This is a genomic window from Burkholderia sp. BCC1999, assembly GCF_905339975.1.
Lineage (GTDB): Bacteria > Pseudomonadota > Gammaproteobacteria > Burkholderiales > Burkholderiaceae > Burkholderia.
Window position 1 is genome coordinate 365,440 of the sequence record NZ_CAJPHP010000001.1, and the last position, 21,199, is coordinate 386,638.

Below are 21,199 nucleotides of genomic sequence, written 5' to 3' on the forward strand. Positions count from 1 at the left end.
CGGGCGCCGGCCGGAAATCGAAGGCCCGAGGTCCGTACGCGGATCTCGGGCCTTCGACGTTTGACGCGGGCGCAGATCAGGCACCCCGCATCAGGCGGGCCCGTCCCGAATGCGAGTAGCGCAATCCACCGCGATCGTCTCCATGCTCCAACCGGCGGCCCCGCACGGGTTTCACGTGCGGTCCGGGCTGCCCTCCAATGCGAGTTGTTGAATGTGAGTCTTCGCTCGTATTCTGAAGTCGTCGGGCGGGAAGGCATGGGGCCTCCGCCCATCACCGCATGTGAGAACACGACAATGACCGGAACGACACACACGATGAAGCTCAACCACCTGAGCTTCCCCTCGGCCGATACGCGGGCGACGGCCCGATTCTTCGAGCGCTACCTCGGCTTCACGATCGCGGGAAGCTGGGACCGATCCTGGATCCTGAAGCGCCCGGGCTTCGACGTCGTGATCGATCACGTCGGCGACGGCGTACCCGCATGGCCGAAGAATTTTCACATCGGGTTCGAACTGCCGAGCCTCGAAGCCGTTCGCGCACTGTTCGAGCGCTTCAGGGAAGAAGGCGTCGCGATGGAAACGGACATCTTCAACAACGGGCGCGGTTCGCGATTCTTTTGCCGGGAGCCCGGTGGTGTGATGTTCGAACTGAATACGCGCGCGGATGCCTCGCCGGAATATCAAGGTACGTTCGACGACTGACGCAGGCGTCCCGCACGTCTGGCTCAACTGCCGGCGCGGGCGTGCGTGTCGATGAACGCGCGAGTGTGCGAGGGCTCGGTGATTTCCGTCCATCGCAGGTGCGCGTATTTCGGATCCTCACGCAGCTTCGCGAACTTGACGCGGTTGCTGGTGAACGTGCTGTACGACCACAGCAGTACCGAGTCGCGCGAGCAGAACGCCATCCGCAGCGATTCCCGGTTGCCGTGGGAAAGCTCGGTACGCATCAGCCCGCGGCTGATCGTCCGCCAGAGCACACGGGAGAACACGGTCCAGCGTCCGAAGTTGAGCCAGACGACGTGCGTGGCGCGCGACCACAGCACGTCGCGCACGGCGCTGTAGTTCCCGTCGGCGACCCAGCGCTCGCCGGTCGTCGCAGCACGTACGGCCTGCTCGAACTGTTCGGGCGGCACGGCTTTCCAGTCGGGGCCCCAGTAGAGCCGGTCGAGTTCGATGTACGGGCAGCCTGCTGCAGTAGCCAGTGCGCTGGAGAAGGTGGATTTTCCCGCTCCGCTAGTTCCGACGACGATGAAGCGCATGGGTAGACCGTGGTCGAATGTTCAGGCCGCGTATTGTGCACTTATCCCGTGCCGTCCACACGATCGTGAAAGCGCTGGAACGCACCGAGCAGCCGCGCGCGCAGCGCGGCCAGCGACGGGTCGCGCCGATCGCGCGGCCGCGCGATATCGACGCGGATCTCGTCGTCGATACGGCCCGGGTTCGGCGCGAGCATCAGCACGCGATCGCCGAGATACAGCGCCTCGTCGAGATCGTGCGTGACGACGATCGCGGCCATCCGGTGCCGGTGGACGACGTCGAGCAGCAGCGTCTGCAAGCGCATCCGCGTGATCGCGTCGACCGCGCTGAACGGCTCGTCGAGCAGCAGCAGATCCGGCTCGCCGAACAGCCCGCGCGCGATCGCGGCGCGCTGGGCCATCCCGCCCGACAACGTGGCCGGCAGTTGCCGCGCGACGCCGGCCAGGCCGACTTCGTCGAGCAGGCGCGTGACACTCGGTTCGCGACCGCCGCGCGGGCCGGCCGCGAAACCGACGTTGTCCGCGATCGACAGCCACGGCAGCAGCCGCGGCTCCTGAAAAATCACGCCGACGCGCGCGGACGGCCCGTCGAGCGCGATGCCGTCGAGCTTCACGTTGCCGCGGAAGTGCGCGTCGAGACCGGCAACGATCCGCAGCAGCGTGCTTTTCCCGCAGCCGCTCGGACCGACTATGCTGACGATCTCGCCGCGCGCCACTTGCAACGCGATGCCGGCGAGGACCGTGCGATCCCCGTATTGCTTGCGGGCGATCCGCAGGTCGAGCAGCGGCGTATCGGTATCCGCCGTCGTGCGCGCAGAAGCCACCGTACTCATTTCGATACCTCGCGCGACGCGCCGTCGAATGCATCGCGCCAGCCGAGCCAGCGCGACTCGATGCGCCGCATCGCGCCGTCGGTCAGCTTGCCGAGCAACGCGAGCAGCAGGATCGCGCCGAACACGAGATCGGGGCGCCCGGTTTCCCGGCCGTCGCTCAACAGGAAGCCGAGGCCGCGCGTCGCCGCGATCAATTCCGCAGCCACCATGAACATCCACGCGAGACTGAGGCCGGTACGCAGGCCGGTGACGATCTGCGGCAGCGCGGCCGGCAGCAGGATGCGGCGGAACAGCGCGAGCGGGCCGAGCCGGTACACCGCGCCGAGCTCGACGAGCTTGCGGTCGACGTCGCGGATGCCGGCGACCACCGCGAGGTGAACCGGGAAGAATGCGCCGATCGCGATCAGCGTGATCTTCGGCGCTTCGTCGATGCCGAGCCACAGCAACAGCACCGGCACCCACGCGAGCGACGGAATCGCGCGCAGTGCCTGGAACGTCGGCTCGAGCAGTACGTCGATCCGGCGGCTCAGGCCCATCGCCGCGCCGACGACGAGTGCGAGCCCGGCGCCGGCCGCAAAGCCGGCCGCGACCCGCAGCGTACTCGCGCCGACATGGCGTGCGACACGCGTGACGCCCATTCGCGCGAGCGTATCGAGGATCTCGCTCGGCGCCGGGACGAGATGATCGGGCAGCCAGCCGCGCCGCACGACGCATTCCAGCAGCACGAGCGCGGCGAACGGCAGCGCGAGGCCCGCGATACGCCACGCGCGAAGCGGGTCGCGGCGGCTCGCACGGGGCGGCTCGGTGCGATTCGTTGCGAGCGCGTCGCCGCGTGCGGCGGTATCCGTCATGTCGGCAACCTCAGTGCGACGCCGCGACGATCGGGCGCGCGAACGACGGATCGATCAACGTATCGACGATCTTCGCGGGATCGACACCCGGTTTGGTCAGTTGCTCGGCCGTCAGCACCGGGGCGGCCGCCTTCAGCGCCGCGCGCTGGGTGTCGCCCGGCACCGGGTCGCTGAAGTCGTTGCGCTGCAACTGCAGTTTCGCGACCGGCAGCGACACCTTCGATTCATCGGCGACGATCTGCGCGGTTTCGGCCGGATGCGCCACGATCCACTGGCGCGCACGGTCGTAGACCTTCAGCACGCGCGTGACCGCCTGCGGATACTGGCCGGCGAATGCGTCGCGCACGTTCAGCAATCCATACGTATTGAACGCGACGTTGCGGTACAGGAGACGCGCACCGTCGTCGAGCTGCGCCGCGGCCATATGCGGATCGAGGCCGGCCCATGCATCCACCTGACCGTTTGCGAGGGCCGTGCGGCCGTCCGGATGCTGCAGGTTGACGATCTCGACGTCGTCACGCGTCAGGCCGGCCGTGTGCAGCGCACGCAGCGTGAACAGGAACGGATCGGTGCCGCGCGTCGCGGCGATTTTCTTGCCCTTCAGGTCGGCGAGCGTGCGGATCGGCGAATCCTTGCGGACGACGAGCGCCGTCCACTCGGGGCGGGAGAACACGTAGACCGCGTGGATCGGGTTGCCGTTCGCGCGTGCGAGCACCGACGCGAGCCCGGCCGCCGAGCCGAAATCGACCGCGCCGCTGTTCAGGTACTCGAGCGCGCGATTGCTGCCGAGGCTCAGCACCCAGCGAATCGACGTACGGTCGGCCTTGAACTCGTCGTCGAGCCAGCCGAAGTGGCGGATCACGAGGCTCTCGGGCGAGTAGTACGCATAGTCGACGCGGATTTCCGCGGGTGTCGCCGCGTGCGCCTGCATCGATACGAGGCCAGTAAGTGCGGCAACGACGAGGGCCGCGGATTGCCACGCGCGGGACCAGAACAGCTTCATCGGGGATTCTCCGGAAGAGCGGCAACGCGCCGCGAACAAGCAGGTGATCGATCAATGTAACGAAGTGCGCGCGATCCGTTAACGAAGAAATCCGCGATTGAACATGCATGCGGCTGCTAAGCGAGCCGGCCGGGCAACTTTATGACGCAGGCCGATTAATTTATCGCTTTATATCGCTTGGGATACCCGGATCGGGGGAACAGAATGCCCGCTGCCGGAACGCAATGACGGGCGCCTGCGGACGAGCCCGCGTTCCGTTGAAGCCCCGCCGATCGCGAATGCACGAGCCCGGTTCCAGGCTTCATGCCGACATCGCCGTGCATTCCGACAAACACTAAGGAATGCGATGAGTTCGATCGATCTAAGCCCCGCCACACCCGTTTCTTCCCCCATCCGCTCGGCAAGCGACGTCGCACGCCTGATCAATACGGTCGACAGTTCGGTCAGCCATGCGCGGATGATCGTGCTGCTGGCGCTCGGCGGCGTGTTTCTCGACGCGTACGACCTGACGACGCTGTCCTACGGCATCGACGACGTCGCGCGCGAGTTCGGCCTGACGCCCGCGCTGACCGGACTGGTCGGTTCGGCGATCATGATCGGCACGATCTTCGGCAGCCTGATCGGCGGCTGGCTGACCGACCGGATCGGCCGCTACCAGGTGTTCATGGCCGACATGCTGTTCTTCGTGGTCGCGGCGATCGCGGCCGGGCTGGCGCCGAACGTCTGGGTGCTGATCGGCGCACGCTTCGTGATGGGGCTCGGCGTCGGCATCGACCTGCCCGTCGCGATGGCGTTTCTCGCGGAATTCTCGAAGTTCAACGGGCGCGGCAACAAGGCGTCGCGGCTCGCTGCGTGGTGCCCGATGTGGTACGTCGCGTCGTCGGTCTGCTTCCTGCTGATCTTCGGCCTGTATTTCCTGCTGCCGGCCGAGCATGCGGGATGGCTGTGGCGCACGTCGCTGATCTTCGGCGCCGTGCCCGCGCTCGTCATCATCCTGTTCCGGAACCGGTTCATGAACGAATCGCCGCTGTGGGCCGCGAACCAGGGCGACCTGGCCAATGCCGCGCGCATCCTGCGCGAGTCGTACGGCATTCACGCCCACGAAGCCGAGGATGCGCGACCCGAGCCGAGCCCGCCACCCGTGCGGATTCGCGTGCTGTTCCAGCGCCCGTATCTCGGGCGCACGATCGTCGCCAGCGTAATGAACCTGTGCATCCCGTTCGAGTACACGGCGATTGCGTTCTTCCTGCCGTCGATCCTGTCGCAGTTTCTCGGCGCGGGCGTGTTCGAGACGATCGCGGCCTCGCTCGCGTTGAACGTACTGTTCGCGTTCACCGGCGGCTTGCTGGGCATGCGCCTCGCGTATCGCTATCCGTCGCGCCATGTCGCGATCGCCGGTTTCGCGCTGCAAACGGTCGCGCTGGTCGCGCTTGCGCTCGCGGGGCATCCGCACGGCGCGCTCGCGGTAGGCGTCGTGTTGCTGATGCTCGGCACCTGGCTGTTCGCAGAAGGCTTCGGGCCCGGTGCGCAGATGATGATCTATCCGACGCTGTCCTATCCCGCCGCGATCCGCGGTACCGGCGTGGGCTTCGGGCGTTCGCTGTGCGGCATCGGCCAGGCGCTTGCGCTGTTCGTGCTGCCAATCCTGCAGGCCGGTCTCGGCACGGACATGTTCTGGGTCGTCGCGATCAGTGCGGTCACGCCGATCGTGTTTCTGCTGATCGTGCGTTACGAGCCGACAGCGCGCGACATCGACGACGAAAGCGTCGCGTAAAAGCGAGCAGGCGGGTTAGCGCGCCCCCTGGAAAGCGCAAACGGCTTCGTCGAACCGCACGAAGCCGTTTGTGCTGAAGCCGGTCGCCGCCGAATGCGGGCAAACCGGCCTCGACGTCTCGCTACGCGCCGACAGCCTCCCGCTCGGCTTCGCGCTTGACCTGCTCGATATCGCGAAACTGCGCGGCAGGGTGCTCGTCCGGCAGCCGCGCCGTGCCGCCGAACAGCTTCTCGCGCAGCGTGCCCGGCGCATACGCGCTTGGGTACACGCCGCGGCGCTGCAACTCCGGAACGAGGTGCTGCACGACGTCCTCGAAGGTTTCATGTGCAACCGCGTACGCGAGATTGAAGCCGTCGACGTCGGTCGCCGCCACCCATTCCTGCAGGATGTCCGCGACAGTTTGGGCCGACCCGACGAACACCGGACCGAGTCCGCCGATGCCGCCCCAGGTGGCCAGCGCCTCGATCGTCCACGCGGTATCGCCGCCCGACAGGTGCTCGACGGCCGACACGATCGCATTCGTTTCGACGCGCCGGACAGGATCGGCCGGCGCATACTGGCCGAAGTCGATACCGGTCCAGCCGGACATGAACACCAGCGAGCCGTCGTACGACACGTAGCGGCGGTACTCGTCGAACTTGGCCTGCGCCTTCTCGTCGGTTTCGTCGACGATCACCGTGACGAGGTTGTAGATCAGCACCTTGGCCGGATCGCGTCCCGCGGCGGCGGCCTGCGCGCGCACGTCGGCCACGTAGCGCGCGAGCTGTTCGCGGGTCGGCGCGGCGACGAACACGCATTCGGCGTGCTGCGCGGCGAACGCCTTGCCGGGGCCGGACGCGCCGGCCTGGAACAGCACCGGCGTGCGCTGCGGCGACGGTTCGCACAGGTGGTAGCCGGGCACGTCGAAGAAGCGGCCCTTGTGGCCGATCTCGTGCACCTTTTCCGGATGCGTGAACACGCGGCCGTCGCGATCGCGCACCACGGCACCATCTTCCCAGCTGCCCTCGAACAGCTTGTACAGCACCTCGACGTATTCGGCCGCGACCGCATAACGGTCGTCGTGCGTGCGCAGGCCGTGATCGCCGACGTTCTTCGCGCCGCTCTCCAGGTACGACGTGACGATGTTCCACGCGAGCCGGCCCTTCGTGTGATGATCGGCTGTCGACAGCCGGCGCGCGAACGTGTACGGGTGCTCGAACGTCGTCGACGCGGTAATGCCGATGCCGAGATGCTCGGTCGCCATCGCGATCGGCGCGGCGAGCTGCAGCGGGTCGTTGACCGGGATCTGCGCGGCCTGATGCAGCGCGTGATAGTTGCTGCCCTTGTAGACGTCGTAATAGCCGATCACGTCCGCGATGAAGATCGCGTCGAAGATCCCGCGTTCGAGTACGCGAGCGAGGTCGGTCCAGTAGTCGAGATCCTTGTATTGCCACGAACGGTCACGCGGATGCGCCCACAGGCCGGGCGACTGGTGGCCGACGCAGTTCATCTCGAACGCATTGAAGCGGATCGTCTTGCTCATCGTGCGGCTCCCGTGTCCGCGCTGGCGCCCGTACCGTTGCCGACACGCCAGACGAACGGCGGCGTACGGCCATTGATGACCCAGTCGCCGACGATCCGCGCCTTGTAGACAAGCGGATTGTGCGACGACACCGTGCGCGCGTTGCGCCAGTGCCGGTCGAGTGCGGTCGTGGTGCGCGTCGCGGACGCGCCGAGCGCGTCGAACAGGCGCGTCGCCGCGCGCAGCACGAGTTCGGACACGACGAGCTGGCTCTGCGCGGATTCGATCTCCGCCGCGACGTTCGCCGCGTGCTCGGCCGCCTCGTCGCCGCCGAAGCGGGCTTCATAGGCCTGCTGAAGCGGCTGCGCGGCGCGCAGCGCGAGTGCGTCGGCCGCGTACGCCCATGAAGCGATCTCGCCGATCACCTGCTGCAGCTGCGCGTCGTCGCCCGCCCGCGACGCATTGCCGTGGCTGTACACGCGCGTGCGGTTACGCACGAGCTCGCCGGCGTCGCGCACGATCGCGTGACCGATGCCGGCCAGCGTCGCGACGTGGAACAGTTGATAGAACGCGGTCTGGTACTTGAAGCGGCGCGCGAAGTCGATCACGTTGTCGGCGTCGACGCTCGCATCCTCGAAGCGCGTCGTGCCGCTGCCGGTCGTCGTCTGGCCGAAGCCGTCCCAGTCGTCCTCGCGAATCACGCCGGGCTGTGCGGTCGCGACGGCGACGATCACGTCGCTGCCGTCGTGCGCGCGCTGCGCGAACACGTCGATCCAGTCGGCGAACAGGCTGCCCGTGCTGTAGAACTTCCGGCCGTTCAGCACGAGCCGGCCGTTCTGCTCCGATACCTTCGTGACGGTCTGGCCGAGCGGCACGTCACCTGCCTCCGACCACGCATTGCCGACGAGCTGGCCGCTCGCGAAGCGGTCGAACCAGGTCGTGCGCTGCGGGCCGGGCGGGGCGTTCAGCCAGTCCTCGACGAAGGCGAAATGTCCGCGTAACGCCTGCGGCAGATTGGAATCGGCGGCGGCCAGCTCGGTCAGCAGCCGGAACAACTGCGGCAGCGATGCACCGGCGCCGCCGGCGCCGGCCGGCAGCCGCACCGCGCCGAAGCCCGCCGACTTCAGCCAGCCGATTGCCTCGTGCGGCAGTTCGCGGCGGCGTTCGCGTTCGGCGGTGCCGGCGGCGATGCGCTCGAAGATCGGCCGGAACCGGCTCGCGAGCGTGTCGTAGTCGGTACCGGTGGAAAGGTCGGGGGCTGCGTGCGACGAAGTCATGCGGTGTTCCTCGAAGAGCGGGGTCGATTGCGCCGGGAGGCCAGTATAGGAAGCGCGCGGCGAGCGTTCCAATAACGGATTCGCAGATCGTTATCGTCGATGCGTATTACCGCGACAGTCGTGAACTGCGCCGACGTTGCGACGTCGATTGCGACGCGCAAGCACGGTGTCGCGCGCGAGAATCGCCAGGTCGTTTGTTATCCAAAGGAATATCGTTCCGAGAATCGCTCGTTTTTACAGCTTGCGCTGCGCTGCTAGATTGAACGCTTTCGTCATTCGACAGGAGGGTCCGATGTCAGACACGAGCGCCACGATTCAGGAGCGGCCGGTTGAAGCACAACCGCACGTAGCCCGCGTGATTGCCGACGACGCGCAGGCGATCGAGGCCGCGCACGCGCTTGCGCAGCGGCTCGCGGAAGGGGCAGCCGAGCGCGATCGCACCCGCCGCCTGCCGCGCGACGAAATCGAATGGTTCTCGCAGTCGGGGCTGTGGGCGATCACGGTGCCGAAGGCATACGGTGGCGCAGGCGTGTCGCATGTCACGCTGACCGAAGTCATCAAGATCGTCGCGGCGGCCGATCCGTCGCTCGGGCAATTGCCACAGAATCATTTCGGGCTGGTCGACGTGATTACGCTGACCGGCACCGACGCGCAGAAGCGTTATTTCTTCTCGGAAATTCTGAGTGGCAAGCGCTTCGGCAACGGGTTCTCGGAGAAAGGCACGAAGCACGTGCTCGACCTGAAGACGCGCGTGCGCAGCGACGGCGAAGACTACGTCGTCGACGGCACGAAGTTCTACTCGACCGGCGCGCTGTTCGCCCATTACGTCCCGGTGCTCGGCCTCGACGACGCGCACCAGGCGTGGCTCGCGTACGTGCCGCGATCGACGCCGGGGCTGGCCGTGATCGACGACTGGTCGGGATTCGGGCAACGCACGACCGCGAGCGGCACGGTCGTGCTGGACGCGGTGCGCGTCCCCGCGTCGCACGTGCTGCCCGCGCAGCGCGTGTCGGACGTGCCGACGCTCAACGGCCCGCTGTCGCAAATCATTCAGGCCGCGATCGACGCGGGCATCGCGAAGGCGGCCATCGACGATACGCTGGCGTTCGTGCGGACCCGCACGCGGCCGTGGGTCGACAGCGGCGTCGAGCGGGCTGTCGACGATCCGCTGACGATTCGCGAGATCGGCCACCTGCACATCCAGCTGCATGCGGCCGAGGCATTGCTCGAACGTGCGGCGCGCACGCTCGACGAAATCACGGCGCGCGGTGAAGTGACCGAAGACGACGTTGCGCGCGCATCGGTTGCGGTCGGCGAAGCGAAGGTATTGACGACCGAGGTCGCGCTGCTCGCGGGCGAGAAACTGTTCGAGCTGGCCGGCACGCAGTCGACGCTCGCCGAGCACAACCTCGACCGGCATTGGCGCAACGCGCGCACGCATACGCTGCACGATCCGGTGCGCTGGAAATATCACCTGGTCGGCAACTACTACCTGAACGGCGTGCGTCCGGCACGCCATGCGTGGAACTGAAGCGCCCCGCGGTTCGACCGGCCGCCGCGCATCGCGCTAGCGGTCGGCCGCCAGCACCGCGCGCGCCAATAGCCGCGCGATACCGTCGAGCGCAAAACCCAGTGCGCCGATGACGAGAATCACCGCCGTCAGCTCGGAATACGCGAGCCGGTCGCGCGTGTCGAGGATCAGGTAACCGAGCCCCGCGCTGACGCCCAGCATCTCGGCCGGCACCAGCACGATCCACAGGATGCCGATCGCGAGCCGGATCCCGTTGAGCAGCGGCCCCGCGATAGCGGGCAGCATGATGTGGAGCAGCAGCTCGCGGCGGGTGGCCGACAGGCTCTCGCCGAGTTGCAGCCAGCGCCGGTCGATCTGGGCGACCCCGGCCGCCGTGCTCATCAGCACGGGCCACAGCGCGGCAAAACCGAGCAGGAAGTAGATCGCGCGGTCGCCGATGCCGAACGACATCACGGCGAGCGGCATCCACGACAACGGCGACACCATTCGCAGGAACTGGAAGGTCGGCGACAGCACGCGCTCGACCCATTGCACGCGGCCGATCAGCAACCCGAGCGGGACGCCGGCCAGCAGCGCCGCGCCGAGCCCGACGCCGATGCGCCGCAGGCTGACGAGCGCATGCTCGACCAGATGATCGTCCGCACACAGCGCCCGCAGGCTGGCGAACGCGCTGTCCGGCGCGAACTGCCGGCCGAGCGAGCCGGGTTCGGTCAACGCATGGATTGCGGCCCACCAGACGACGACCGTCGCGACGAGGCCGGCCACGCCGAGCCATCCGGCGGTAGCGCGCACCAGGTAACGGGAGCCGGAAGGCCGGCGCGTTTCGCGCGCGGATGACGGGCGGGGGGCAAGCGCGTCAGACAACGATGATCTCCTCTCGCTTGAAGGCGCCGGGCTGACCGAACGCAGCCATCCCGCCGACCGCGTCGATACTCTTGCGCACGAACCGGTCGTCGACGAGATCGCGGGCCGCGAACGCCGGGTCGAGCGACGCCAGAAATGCACTGTCGCCGTCGACCACCGTACGTTTCAGGCGCTGAACCAGCGCCTCGGTATAGCTCGGGAACGGATACGGCTGGAAGTCGATCCGCTTTCCGTTCCAGTCGGCATGGCGGATCGCGCCGCTTGCACGATACGTATCGGCAAGCGACGCCGACGGAACCAGCACGCGATCCAGCGCCGCGAGCGTATGCGGCGAATAGCGGTGGGCGCCGTCCTTCGACATCAACTGCGCGGTTTCCTGCGGATGCGAGCGCGCCCACACCTGGGCCTTCACGATCGCGTTGACGACTTTCTGCGACCACGCGGGGCGCTGCGCCAGATCGTGCTCGTGCATGAACACGACGCAGCACGCATGGTTCTTCCAGACATCGCCGGTGAAGCGCAGGATCTTGCCGATCTTCATCAATTCCGCCGTCGCGTTGAACGGCTCGGCGACGATATACCCGGCGATCTGGCGTGCGGCGAGCGCGGGCAGCATGTCCGACGGCGCCATGACGACCAGGTTGACCTCGTTCGCCGCCGGCGTGCCGCGCCGCTTGAGCACGGGTACGAGCCCTTGCTGGCGCAGCATGTCCTGCAGCACGACGTTGTGGATCGAATACCAGAACGGAATCGCGACGGTCTTGCCGCCGAGGTCGCGCAGCGAATCGACGTCGGGCGCGACCGTCAGCCCGGAACCGTTCACGTGATTCCATGCGACCACCTTCGCCGGTGCGCGGCTGCCGTAGCGCGCCCAGAGCGTCATCGGCGACAGCAGGTGCACGACGTTGACCTGGCCGGACAGGAACGCTTCGACGAGTTGCGCCCAGCTGCGCAGCAGCTTCGGCTGCTCGACGTCCAGCCCTTCGGCCGCGAAATAGCCGTTGTTGTGGGCCACCAGCAGCGGCGCTGCATCGGTGATCGGCAGATAGCCGATGCGAACGGGCGCATCGGGTTCCGTCGCGGCATGCGCGTTCGCCGCGGACAGCAGCGGGGCGGCACCCGCCGCGGTGAACAGGGCCGCAAGCTTCAGCCATTCGCGGCGCGACATCGGAATCTGGCACATGGGTAGGCAGGTCAGGTCAGGGAGGGGAGTTCGGTGGCGTGCGGGCGCTTCATGCCGGCCTGCAACGCCTTCAGGATGTCGATGCGCATCGTGCCGAGTTCGCTGACGAACGCGTCGCGCGGATGCGGAAAATCGACATGCCATGCATCGATCAAGCGGCCTTGCGTGCCGAGCAGCACGATGCGGTCGGCCACGAGCAGCGCTTCGTCGATGTCATGGGTTACGAGCACCGTCGCGCAGCGTGTCGACGAGACGATGCTCACCAGCAGCCGTTGCATCGCGGCGCGCGTGATTTCGTCGAGCGCCGAGAACGGCTCGTCGAGCAGCAGGGCCTGCGGTTGACGCGCCAACGCGCGTGCGAGCGCCGCGCGCTGCGCCATGCCGCCGGAGAGTTGGGCAGGGCGCAGCGCCGCGGCGGCTTCGAGCCCGACCGCTCGCAGCGCGGACCGGACCCGCTCGCGTTGCCGGTCGCGCGTGAGGCGCTCCTGATGCTTGAATGCGAGCCCGAACGCGACGTTGCTTTCGGTCGACAGCCACGGTAGCAGGCAGGGATCCTGAAACGCGATCGCGATCCGCGGATGCGGGCCCTGCAGCGTCGCACCGTTGATCGACACGGTGCCCGATTGCGCTTGCTCCAGGCCGGCCAGTGCGCGCAGCAGGCTCGACTTGCCGGTGCCGCTCGGGCCGATCAACGCGACGATTTCGCCCGCGTCGACCGACAGCGAGACATCGGCAAGCACGATATTGCGCGGTGGCTCGCCGTAGCCGAGCGTCAGGTGGCGGGCATCCAGCAGCGCGGGCGTCATGCGGCGATACTCCGCGTCTGCGCCGCGAGTTGCGCCTTCAACTGCACCACGCTCGGCGTGACGATCGGAATGAACGCCGCTTCGCGCCAGCGCCGATCGAAGCCGAGCCCGGCATCGCGCAGATAGCCGCGGCCGCCGCTGGCCTCGAGCTCGAGGTTCACCGCGCTCGCCACCAGCGTCGCGAGCGTGATGCGCAGCTCGAACAGGCGGTTGGGGTGCATGCGCAGGCTGCCGTCGGCAATACCGGATGACAACAGTGCACACGCGGCGCTCAATTCGGCCGCGCAGGTATCGACTTCGGGGCCGAGAATGCCGCGCGTCGTCTCCGCCGCGTGGCGCGCTTCGGCCAACGCACGACGCGCGAGCCCGATGGACAGCCCGCACTGCAAGCCGAGGAACGCCGGCCGCACCGCGGGCAGGAACGCCTGCGCGTCCGCGTGGATCAGCCATGCGCTATCGGTCGGTACGTCTTCAAGCTGCAATGCGGCGGTGTTGCTGCCGCGCAGCGCGATCAGGTCGAGATCGGCGCTGCGTGTCAGGCCGGGCGCGTCATGCGGGATCGCGACGATCGCGGACGGACGGCCGTCGCGAAACGACACGGCCGCCGCGACGACGAACTGCTCCGCGCGCAGGTTCGTCACCCAGGCCATCCGGCCCGTCAATCGGCAGTCTTCGGCCGCGTCCGCGCGCCGCGCGGCCTCGATCTGAAGCGACTCGATCCCGCACAGATATTTCATCGCGTTCGACAGGCCGCTTGCGCCGGCACAGGTCCCGTCGAGCAGTGCCGGCAGCAGGCGCTCGCGCAGCGCGGTATTGGGGCTTTGCAGCAGATATTCGATGAAGCTGCGCTGGCCCCAGAGCACGAATGCTGCCGCGAGCGAATGCTCGGCCACCGCGGCGATGCTCGCGATCGCATCGGTTGTCGTGCCGCCCGCGCCGCCGAGGCTCGCCGGTACGCCGATCCGGAACAGCCCGGCGGCCGCCAGGCGCGGCACGACCTCGGCTTTCGAGTCGGCGCTCGTGTCGAGCTGCGTCGCGTTCGAGTCGAGCCAGTCGACGAGCGACGCGTCGAGGGCGGGCGCCGTCAGGCGGCCTGTGTCCGGGGTTCCCATCGGTATGCCGCCAGTTCGGGGTTGAGTTCGTTGCGCGCCAGGTTGTTCGCGAAGTTGCACAGCGTCGCGAGGCTCACGCCCAGCACCACCTCGAGCGCGTTCGCTTCGGTAAAACCGGCCGCGAGGAACGCGTCGAGCGCATCGTCGGGCACGGCGCCGCGTGTCGCGATCACGGCGCGCGTGAATTCAGCGACGGCGTTCAGTCGCGCATCGGCCACCGGCTCGCCGTCGCGTAACGCGTCGACGTCGGCGCGATCGACGTTCGCCTTTTTCAATGCGGCCGCGGTGTGTCCGGCCACGCAGAACGCACAGCCGTGAACGGCGGCCGCGGTGATCTGAACCGCTTCGCGTTCGGCGAACGTGAGGCCCGCGCGGCCGTTGATCTCGGCGACGGTCAGATAGGTTTCGAGGGCGACCGGTGCATTCGCGAGCGAGCGCACGAGGTTCGGCAGAAAGCCGTTCGCGCGTTGCGATTTTTCGAGGAATGGCTGGCTGGGCGCAGGGGCCGTTTCGACGGTGGGCAAGGGCAGACGGCTCACAGGATTCTCCGGAAGGGCAGTGAGATCATTGTCGAGCCCGCACCGCCCACGGACAATGCGCGAACATCCGCGATTCCTGTGCGTTCGTCCCGCGAAGCGGCGTCGCGCCGTCCGGCTAGTGCAGGCGAGCGGCCGATTGCGACGCGCCGTCGCGGTCGCGACGCCATGCGCCGGGTTGCATGCCCATCGTGCGCTTGAATGCGTGGGCAAATGCCGATTCCGACTGATAGCCGACGCGTTCGCCCGCACGCGAAATCGGCAAGCCCTGCTGCAACAGGTCCGCCGCGAGCCGCATGCGCACCAGCGTGACGAACTGCATCGGCGGATGGCCCGACGCTTCGCTGAAGTGCTTGCAGAACGCGGTGCGCGACATGTTGGCGAACGCGGCCATCGACTCGGTGGTCCACGCGTCGCCGGGCGCATCGATGATCGCGGCCACGAGCGTGCCGAAGCCGGTCCGCTGCATCAGCGACGCGAGCCCGCTGGCCACGGTATCGTGCCCCGCGGCGTCACGGACCGCGTAGAACAGCAGCAGTTCGACCAGTTTGTCGATCAGCGGCGAAGGCTCGTCGACGCCATGGCGGCCCTCGGCGCGAATGAGGTCGAACAGCCCGTGGATGCCGCGATGGGCGCCGTCGCCGCGCCGCACGATCAGGCACGCGGGAAACAGCGACACGATCGCGCGCGAGATGGCGGACCGGAATTCGATGAAGCCGCACGCGAGACCGACGCTGCCGTCGACCGACGGGTCGAGCGGTTGCATCGACCCGCGTCGCTCGACGGGCTGGCCGTCGGCGATCGCGCAGGCCTTCGGGTTGACCGCGCTCGGCGACAACCCGTGCGGCACGTCGCGCAGCAGGAACACCGCATCCCCTTCGGAGACGGGGATGCTGTCGCGCCCGTCGGCAAAGTGAAGCCACGCGGCACCGTGCAGGATGATGTGGAAGCTCGCCTTGGCCCGACCGGCGGTCGACGCCTGCCAGTCCCCGCAATACTGGCCGACGTGAAAGAGCTGGCTTCTGGGCTCCAGGCTGGAGAGCAGCCAATGGACGACCTTGTCTGTTTGCGCGGACATTCCGATGCTGGAAGGAGGGTGACGCGCCCATGCTACGGGCAGCGCCGCGCGGCTCAAACCAACGATTCGTAGAATGCATTTTCCTGTCGCGGCGAAGGCGGGCCCGCCGTCCGCCTAGGGCTCCCGTCGAACCCGTTCGAGCCCTTCCCGGTAAGTCGTCACCTCGAACTCGGGAAACCGGCGCTTGAACTTCGTGGAATCGAAGCGGTTGATTTATATAAAGTATCATTCGCAATACGAATTGAATGACTCGCCGAAAGGGGGGTCCGACTCGAACCCACATTGTTCACCGGGTCCCCGCCACGGTCGCCGTGCACTCCACTGACGCGGTCGCTTTTCCCAATCGCGGGAATATAATGTGTCGATCGTGGACAGCAGACTTGCACCTGCGCGCCATGCCGTCTCGACCATTGGCCAATCTGCCAAATCGGAGTCCCTTCACGTATATGGCGGCCTATCTCGAACTGAAAGCTCAAGCAGATGCGCTGGCGCAACAAGCGGAAGAAGCGTGGATTGCCGAGCTGGACAGCAGCATCACGACGATCGGTGAATAGCTCGCCGAGTATGGCATCACGGCTGAGCAACTTTTCGGGCGATGACGCGCGCCTGCGGCGGGCGCGCGCGCGCCGGTTGCGTCGAAGTATCGCGACCGGTTTATATCCGGTGATGAGTGGGGTTGTCGGTTGAGCGCGACGCCGTCAACGCTGCATGATGGAATTTATCAGGCGCTGTGCCGTGAACGGACGATCCTGGCTGCCAAGGCGATGGGACACGGCGAGGTATTTCCGTACGCCGAGATGACCGTCAAGGACGGATGGGCTACCTTCACCCGTGACGGCGTCGAAGTGTGGAACTGCAGTGCGCGGTATGCCGCCGCGCACTTTGATGTTCAGCCTGCCCAGGAAATCCGTAGATGAGCGAACTTGTGCAGATTGCGCCTGGCGTTGTGTTCTCGTCCGAGGTGCTTGGTGTCGAGTGGGCGCGTAAGTATCGACCGGACGACGGGAGCACTCCGTCCACGGCCCAGCAGAGCTCGGCGGTAAAGGAAAGCGATCACGCAGGTCGCACAAGCATACCGGCTCAGTTGTCGTTGCTTTAGGGAACCGCGGCTGACAGACACCTTGCAACTGTCGGCCTTCGCGTTACTGCCGACGTTCCCGCCGGCTTCCGATCCGAGCACCGGTTACGCGTCTTTCAGCCAGGGCATTTCCACAGGTGACACGACCAGTTGCCGGAATTCGCGTTTCAGATCGAAGATGAACCCGACCAGGATCATCGAGTCGGCGTAAGGAATCGGAAAGACCTGCGGATTCTCCGGCGTTCTCAGGGGGTGCTCGGGCGTGTCCGCCGTTGCCGCGGCGTTTTCGCGAACGCTTTCCAGGTCGTCGGCCATGGCCGGACCACCGGCTTTCAGCACGCGGCTACGCAGGTCGCTGAAAGGTTCGATGCGCGCAGCGTCTTCGTGGTATTCGGGCACTTCATACACGAACCAGGACATTGTCGTCTCCCATGCAAAGGGCGCTATTCTAACGCTGTGCGAGGATCCGCCGAAATCGGCCATGTTGCGTGATGGCCGAAGTTGCCGTGGCGCAGGCTGACAGGGCGATTTCCGACCCAGCGGGCCACCGCCGCGGCACCGGAAACGTTACCTCGCACACGATCGCGAGCCCGTTTTCGCGTCATCCAACCTGACCTTGTGGTGCCATGCCGCAACTACCGGGTTTGGCCTGCACGGCGTTCCATGCCGCTCATTCGGATGAGTGGCATGGTGCCTTCGACACATCCCGCTGACTTTGACGCAGTTTGCCAGTCCAGGCAGGCGCGGGGTTCGGCGTTTTCCGGGGACAACCGGATTCTGCGCCCCATCGACACCGATCAGGCAACGCTCGATGCTGCCCATCCGCATCGAAAATCCTGTCACGGCGGCGCGTGCCGTCGGCCGCAGCGCTCAATGATCTCGCCTGAACCCCACAAGTCACCCCACCTGCGTGCCACGCTCCTCCGCAAGCAGTCGACGATAGTGAGGCAGCGCGCCAAACAGCAACCATACGGCGAGCGCGGCCGCGATCGTGCAAACGATCCCGATCGAATCGCCGACCATCTTCGGATTGCCGAACACACGATCGGTGAAGAGCGCGATCAGCGTCGGCCCGAGCCCGAAACCGATCAGTTGCGCGAAGAACGAGTAGAGCGCGCCGACGGTACCGCGCATGCGGCTGGGCGCGACGAGTTGCAGCGCCGCGGCCATGCACCCGGTCGGCAGCGTGAAGAAGAACACCGTGCCGCCGGCCGCGATCAGCGTACCCGTCGCGCCGGGCGCAAACGGGATGCTCGCGCAGCACAACAACATCGGGATCATCGCGAACGCGGCCGTGCGCAACGGTGCGTCCTCGTAGCCGCGCTTTTCGAACCGGCGCACGGCCCAGGGGCCCACCAGTGCGCCTGCAATCCCGCAGCAGACCACCAGCGCGCCGAAACGAAACCCGACCAGCGCCGCGGGCATCCCGTGTGAACGGATCAGGTAGGTCGGCATCCACGCAGGCATCCCGAGCACGACGATGGCGAGCATGCCGACGCCGAGCAGGATGCGCGCGTAGAACCCGCGGCGCGCCCACAGAAATGCAGCGGATTCGCGGGTCGAAAACTGCCGATCGTCCGCGCTTCCGCTGACGACCTTGCTGCGCATCGGTTCGCGCACCGTCAGCCATACCAGCAACGCAAACAGCATGCCGGGCAGCCCGATCAGCACGAAAGCAAGTTGCCAGGTCTCGAATCCGGCGAGCATCGGAAACTGCTGATGAACGTCGCGGGCGAACGAGATGACCAGGCCGCCGGCGACGAGCGAGAGCCCGCCGCCGAGCATCGGGCCGAGAATGAACACGCTCATCGCACGCGGCATCTGCTTCGCCGAAAAGCAGTCGGCGATCATCGACAGCGCGATCGGAAACACGCAGGCTTCGCTGGCCCCGACGCCGAAGCGCGCGAGGAACAACCCCTGGAACGTCGTGGCCTTGCCGCACAGCGCCGTGAAGATGCACCACAGGCAAATGCCGACCAGCAGGATGTTGCGCCGGTTGGTGACGTCGACGAGCCGGCCGAACAGCGGTGATGCGATCAGGTACGCGGAAATGAACGCGATGCCCTGAACGAGACTGAGCTGCGTGTCGGAAATGGCGAGCGAATGCCGAATCGGATCGACGAGCAGGTTGAGAAGCTGGCGGTCGATGTACGCGAGCGAATACGCGAACGTGATGATGCCCAGGATGTACCACGACCGGAGGCTGTCATGGACGACCCTCGACGAGGTTCGTCCCGATAGCGCGTCGTCCAGGCCGCCGACGGGCGGCACTTCATTCATGGCATTCCTCATCTTGTCTCCGATACGATCGTCTGATGCTTGTGAAAGGGGATGTCGGGACGGCATGCCGCTTGTGCGTCAGGCCGGTCATGGACATCCGGTCAGCCTGGGTGGTCGTTCGACGCATCGACGATTTCGCCGGCACGCACTCGATTACCAAACTATCGTTAGGTAGTTTGGCGTGACTAGCCACTACAAACAAGAAAATTGATCATACGCATTATGTAAAATCATTGGTGCCATATTCAAAACCAACACGCCTTGAAACGCTTCGCTTCTCGCCGTCCGCGGCGTCGCCGTGCTGTTCCGGGTGCTCCGCGCGGCGCTCTTCGAGGAACGTCTCCATCCAGTATTCGTGCAGGCCGGCGGCAACATGCCCGTGCCACAATCCTTGAACAGTCCGAGCAATTCGTCATCCTGGATGCGAGCAAGAAATCACACGAAGTTTCGGATCGGCTCCATGTCGACGGACTCGAACATGGCCGGCGGCCTGCAAAAAGCGAGACGACGATTTTCACTGGAAGGACTGTGGGCCACCCTGTCTGGCTGAGGCCACCACGGGAAGATTGAACGCTCAATGCGGCGGCAGGCTGCAAGCGATATACGCGATGCACAACCTGCCAGCGCCCGGCTCACGGGTGCGGCGACGGGTCCGCGTCTTCCGCCAGCGTGCCGAGCGGCACGAAAATATAGCCCTTCCCGCGCACGGTGCGGATGTAGCGATACTCGCCGACCGCGTGCTCAACCAGGTTGCGCAACCGGAAGATCAGCACGTCGAGCCCGCGCTCGGAGCGCCCGGCCAGGGTCCGCCCCAGGAGTGTGAGCATCTCCGCGCGCGAAAGAACGCGCATCGGCTGCGAGATGAACAGTTCGAGCAGCGCGAATTCGCTGGCACGCAGCCCGAGGTCGTATCCCGCGCGGGTGGCGCGCCGCGTGACGAAATTCACCTCGATGTCGCCGAATGCGTAGGATTCGGGGTTCGCCGGCCCGCGCACCGCCCCGGGACGGTTCGACGCGTAGCGGCGCATCGCGCTGCGCACGCGTGCGACCAGTTCCATCGGGTCGAACGGCTCCACCACATAATCGTCCGCGCCCATCTCGAGCGCGACAACCTTGTCGACCACCTGCGCGTCGAGGCTGATCACGATCACCGGCATGTCGTGACCGGCGCGCCGTAGCGCACCGAGTGCCATGTAGAACGTCGTGGTCGGCCGTTCGACCCGCAGCACGATCAGGCTGGGCGGCATGGCCGTCACGTGCGCCAGCAACCGCGACGCGTCGTCGAGCGTCGAGGTGGCGATCTGGCAGCCGCGCAGGAGCGCATGGATCCTGTCGCGCATGCGCGGATTGGGCTCTACGACGAGAACTTGGGTGGCCATGAAAGATCGTCCAGCACGAAGGCCGGCACGGCATGTCGCAACGTCACGCCGACCCGCCGTCCGACCGGAACGGCCGGGCGCGGCCGGCACGAACCCGCGAGCGAGCGGCGCAGACGACTACACATGCATGCAGCAATCGAGACTCGTCAGGAAATAGCTCAGGCTCTTGCGGATCGACGCCTCGACGTCCCGCACGTCGCGGGCCGCGGGCGTCTGGCCGAGCAGCGTCGCAACGATGTCGAGCGCTTCCCATGGATGCCGGTCGTCGTAGTCGGCATGCAGCTTGAGCCAGCGCATCGCGCGATGCCGCACGGCCGGATCGAACTGCCGCTCATACGGCGATGCGCACAGCAACGCACTCCACTCACCGGTCACACCTTCGATCGCGTAGTTGGTCGCGGCGATGCTCGGCGCGAGCGCGTCGGTGCTAGCGCTTTTCCAGCACCAGTGGCTCAGCGCGAACCCGGCCAGCGGCGCATCGCCGTGCAGCAGCATGTCGATCGTCACGCCCGATTCCGCAGCCCAGTTGGCCCAGTGATCGACGTGGTTCTGCTCGATGCGGATATTGCGGATCAGGTAGCGCCGCGCTTTTTCGTCGCCGCGTGACCGATAAGCGGCGGTCTTCACCAGGTTCATCGCCATGTATTCCGGAAACTGGCTGACCACCGCCCAACCGGTCACGAAGAACGCGCGCAGTTGCGACACGTGCAGCGTCCCGCCGCTCATCGCCGCGAACACCGGATGCGCGCGGACACGGGCCTTCAGCTCGTCGGTCGAGCCGACCACGTCGCGCAACCAGGCCGGATAGCTCGCCAGGTCCATCAGGTCGCCGGTCATTTCAAATGGAGCACTCATGC

The 21,199-nt window shown here is 66.6% G+C and carries 21 protein-coding genes; 4 read left to right on the forward strand and 17 right to left on the reverse strand.

What is annotated here, in order from left to right; translation table 11 throughout:
- Positions 1–294: 294 nt before the first annotated feature.
- On the forward strand, positions 295–702 hold the full coding sequence (locus U5809_RS01610; RefSeq protein WP_322085203.1) for a VOC family protein: 408 nt from the start codon (positions 295–297) through the stop codon (positions 700–702).
- 23 nt (positions 703–725) lie between these two features.
- On the opposite strand, the gene U5809_RS01615 is transcribed toward U5809_RS01610, so the two are convergent.
- The 4 genes from U5809_RS01615 to U5809_RS01630 are packed head-to-tail and all read right to left on the reverse strand — an operon-like array spanning position 726 to position 3,943.
- Positions 726–1,259, reverse strand: coding sequence for a toxin (locus U5809_RS01615; protein WP_322085204.1), 534 nt, complete (start codon positions 1,257–1,259; stop codon positions 726–728).
- A 41-nt stretch (positions 1,260–1,300) separates the two neighbouring features.
- Positions 1,301–2,089, reverse strand: a complete 789-nt coding sequence (locus U5809_RS01620; RefSeq protein ID WP_322085205.1) for an ABC transporter ATP-binding protein — start codon at positions 2,087–2,089, stop codon at positions 1,301–1,303.
- Positions 2,086–2,940: an ABC transporter permease gene (locus U5809_RS01625; RefSeq protein WP_322085206.1), complete on the reverse strand. Its 855-nt coding sequence runs from the start codon at positions 2,938–2,940 to the stop codon at positions 2,086–2,088. Before U5809_RS01625 ends, U5809_RS01620 begins: the two co-directional genes overlap by 4 nt.
- 10 nt (positions 2,941–2,950) lie before the next feature.
- Positions 2,951–3,943 (reverse strand): aliphatic sulfonate ABC transporter substrate-binding protein, encoded by a 993-nt coding sequence (locus U5809_RS01630; RefSeq protein WP_322085207.1) that lies wholly within the window; start codon positions 3,941–3,943, stop codon positions 2,951–2,953.
- 346 nt (positions 3,944–4,289) lie between these two features.
- On the opposite strand from U5809_RS01630, the gene U5809_RS01635 reads away from it, so the two are divergent.
- Positions 4,290–5,717 carry an MFS transporter gene (locus U5809_RS01635; RefSeq protein ID WP_322085208.1) on the forward strand — a complete coding sequence of 476 codons (1,428 nt, stop codon included), beginning with the start codon at positions 4,290–4,292 and terminating at the stop codon, positions 5,715–5,717.
- A 121-nt stretch (positions 5,718–5,838) separates the two neighbouring features.
- On the opposite strand, the gene U5809_RS01640 is transcribed toward U5809_RS01635, so the two are convergent.
- Complete coding sequence (locus U5809_RS01640; protein ID WP_282511597.1) at positions 5,839–7,239, reverse strand: LLM class flavin-dependent oxidoreductase; 1,401 nt, start codon at positions 7,237–7,239, stop codon at positions 5,839–5,841.
- Positions 7,236–8,495 (reverse strand): acyl-CoA dehydrogenase family protein, encoded by a 1,260-nt coding sequence (locus U5809_RS01645; RefSeq protein WP_322085209.1) that lies wholly within the window; start codon positions 8,493–8,495, stop codon positions 7,236–7,238. Before U5809_RS01645 ends, U5809_RS01640 begins: the two co-directional genes overlap by 4 nt.
- A 292-nt stretch (positions 8,496–8,787) precedes the next feature.
- Here U5809_RS01645 and U5809_RS01650 point away from each other — a divergent pair, with 292 nt between their 5' ends.
- Complete coding sequence (locus U5809_RS01650; protein WP_322085210.1) at positions 8,788–10,026, forward strand: SfnB family sulfur acquisition oxidoreductase; 1,239 nt, start codon at positions 8,788–8,790, stop codon at positions 10,024–10,026.
- 36 nt (positions 10,027–10,062) lie between these two features.
- Here the strand turns inward: U5809_RS01650 and U5809_RS01655 are convergent, their stop codons facing one another.
- The 6 genes from U5809_RS01655 to U5809_RS01680 all read right to left on the reverse strand — a co-directional run bounded on the left by U5809_RS01655 (position 10,063) and on the right by U5809_RS01680 (position 15,605).
- Positions 10,063–10,890 carry an ABC transporter permease gene (locus U5809_RS01655; RefSeq protein WP_322085211.1) on the reverse strand — a complete coding sequence of 276 codons (828 nt, stop codon included), beginning with the start codon at positions 10,888–10,890 and terminating at the stop codon, positions 10,063–10,065.
- The gene (locus tag U5809_RS01660) at positions 10,883–12,073 is read right to left on the reverse strand and encodes an ABC transporter substrate-binding protein (protein ID WP_322085212.1); all 1,191 of its coding nucleotides are present in this window, start codon (positions 12,071–12,073) and stop codon (positions 10,883–10,885) included. Before U5809_RS01660 ends, U5809_RS01655 begins: the two co-directional genes overlap by 8 nt.
- Before the next feature lie 11 nt (positions 12,074–12,084).
- Complete coding sequence (locus U5809_RS01665) at positions 12,085–12,879, reverse strand: ABC transporter ATP-binding protein (RefSeq protein ID WP_322085213.1); 795 nt, start codon at positions 12,877–12,879, stop codon at positions 12,085–12,087.
- Positions 12,876–13,991 carry an acyl-CoA dehydrogenase family protein gene (locus U5809_RS01670; protein WP_322085214.1) on the reverse strand — a complete coding sequence of 372 codons (1,116 nt, stop codon included), beginning with the start codon at positions 13,989–13,991 and terminating at the stop codon, positions 12,876–12,878. The genes U5809_RS01665 and U5809_RS01670 overlap by 4 nt, the downstream gene beginning before the upstream one ends.
- Complete coding sequence (locus U5809_RS01675; RefSeq protein ID WP_322085215.1) at positions 13,964–14,530, reverse strand: carboxymuconolactone decarboxylase family protein; 567 nt, start codon at positions 14,528–14,530, stop codon at positions 13,964–13,966. The genes U5809_RS01670 and U5809_RS01675 overlap by 28 nt, the downstream gene beginning before the upstream one ends.
- 115 nt (positions 14,531–14,645) lie before the next feature.
- Positions 14,646–15,605, reverse strand: a complete 960-nt coding sequence (locus U5809_RS01680; RefSeq protein WP_322085216.1) for an AraC family transcriptional regulator — start codon at positions 15,603–15,605, stop codon at positions 14,646–14,648.
- A gap of 683 nt (positions 15,606–16,288) precedes the next feature.
- Here U5809_RS01680 and U5809_RS01685 point away from each other — a divergent pair.
- Entirely contained in the window at positions 16,289–16,522 is a 234-nt protein-coding gene (locus tag U5809_RS01685) for a hypothetical protein (protein ID WP_322085217.1), read from the forward strand.
- A gap of 266 nt (positions 16,523–16,788) precedes the next feature.
- Here the strand turns inward: U5809_RS01685 and U5809_RS01690 are convergent, their stop codons facing one another.
- From U5809_RS01690 to U5809_RS01710, 5 genes are all read right to left on the reverse strand, one after another.
- Complete coding sequence (locus tag U5809_RS01690) at positions 16,789–17,103, reverse strand: helicase (RefSeq protein WP_176046399.1); 315 nt, start codon at positions 17,101–17,103, stop codon at positions 16,789–16,791.
- 477 nt (positions 17,104–17,580) lie between these two features.
- The gene (locus U5809_RS01695) at positions 17,581–18,963 is read right to left on the reverse strand and encodes an MFS transporter (protein WP_322085218.1); all 1,383 of its coding nucleotides are present in this window, start codon (positions 18,961–18,963) and stop codon (positions 17,581–17,583) included.
- Positions 18,964–19,183: 220 nt separating this feature from the next.
- Positions 19,184–19,309, reverse strand: coding sequence for a hypothetical protein (locus U5809_RS01700; RefSeq protein ID WP_322085219.1), 126 nt, complete (start codon positions 19,307–19,309; stop codon positions 19,184–19,186).
- Positions 19,310–19,595: 286 nt separating this feature from the next.
- Positions 19,596–20,342, reverse strand: a complete 747-nt coding sequence (locus tag U5809_RS01705; RefSeq protein WP_322085220.1) for a response regulator transcription factor — start codon at positions 20,340–20,342, stop codon at positions 19,596–19,598.
- Positions 20,343–20,459: 117 nt separating this feature from the next.
- Positions 20,460–21,197, reverse strand: coding sequence for a TenA family transcriptional regulator (locus tag U5809_RS01710; RefSeq protein ID WP_322085221.1), 738 nt, complete (start codon positions 21,195–21,197; stop codon positions 20,460–20,462).
- Between the last annotated feature and the right edge of the window lie 2 nt (positions 21,198–21,199).

Bases quoted from the DNA above. Each gene is read 5' to 3' on its own strand.
- U5809_RS01660 (WP_322085212.1), bottom strand. From the start codon at position 12,073: ATGTGCCAGATTCCGATGTCGCGCCGCGAATGGCTGAAGCTTGCGGCC.
- U5809_RS01615 (WP_322085204.1), bottom strand. From the start codon at position 1,259: ATGCGCTTCATCGTCGTCGGAACTAGCGGAGCGGGAAAATCCACCTTC.
- U5809_RS01670 (WP_322085214.1), bottom strand. From the start codon at position 13,991: ATGGGAACCCCGGACACAGGCCGCCTGACGGCGCCCGCCCTCGACGCG.
- U5809_RS01625 (WP_322085206.1), bottom strand. From the start codon at position 2,940: ATGACGGATACCGCCGCACGCGGCGACGCGCTCGCAACGAATCGCACC.
- U5809_RS01695 (WP_322085218.1), bottom strand. From the start codon at position 18,963: ATGAATGAAGTGCCGCCCGTCGGCGGCCTGGACGACGCGCTATCGGGA.
- U5809_RS01620 (WP_322085205.1), bottom strand. From the start codon at position 2,089: ATGAGTACGGTGGCTTCTGCGCGCACGACGGCGGATACCGATACGCCG.
- U5809_RS01635 (WP_322085208.1), top strand. From the start codon at position 4,290: ATGAGTTCGATCGATCTAAGCCCCGCCACACCCGTTTCTTCCCCCATC.
- U5809_RS01690 (WP_176046399.1), bottom strand. From the start codon at position 17,103: ATGTCCTGGTTCGTGTATGAAGTGCCCGAATACCACGAAGACGCTGCG.
- U5809_RS01680 (WP_322085216.1), bottom strand. From the start codon at position 15,605: ATGTCCGCGCAAACAGACAAGGTCGTCCATTGGCTGCTCTCCAGCCTG.
- U5809_RS01645 (WP_322085209.1), bottom strand. From the start codon at position 8,495: ATGACTTCGTCGCACGCAGCCCCCGACCTTTCCACCGGTACCGACTAC.
- U5809_RS01610 (WP_322085203.1), top strand. From the start codon at position 295: ATGACCGGAACGACACACACGATGAAGCTCAACCACCTGAGCTTCCCC.
- U5809_RS01705 (WP_322085220.1), bottom strand. From the start codon at position 20,342: ATGGCCACCCAAGTTCTCGTCGTAGAGCCCAATCCGCGCATGCGCGAC.
- U5809_RS01630 (WP_322085207.1), bottom strand. From the start codon at position 3,943: ATGAAGCTGTTCTGGTCCCGCGCGTGGCAATCCGCGGCCCTCGTCGTT.
- U5809_RS01710 (WP_322085221.1), bottom strand. From the start codon at position 21,197: ATGAGTGCTCCATTTGAAATGACCGGCGACCTGATGGACCTGGCGAGC.
- U5809_RS01700 (WP_322085219.1), bottom strand. From the start codon at position 19,309: ATGGAGACGTTCCTCGAAGAGCGCCGCGCGGAGCACCCGGAACAGCAC.
- U5809_RS01650 (WP_322085210.1), top strand. From the start codon at position 8,788: ATGTCAGACACGAGCGCCACGATTCAGGAGCGGCCGGTTGAAGCACAA.
- U5809_RS01665 (WP_322085213.1), bottom strand. From the start codon at position 12,879: ATGACGCCCGCGCTGCTGGATGCCCGCCACCTGACGCTCGGCTACGGC.
- U5809_RS01640 (WP_282511597.1), bottom strand. From the start codon at position 7,239: ATGAGCAAGACGATCCGCTTCAATGCGTTCGAGATGAACTGCGTCGGC.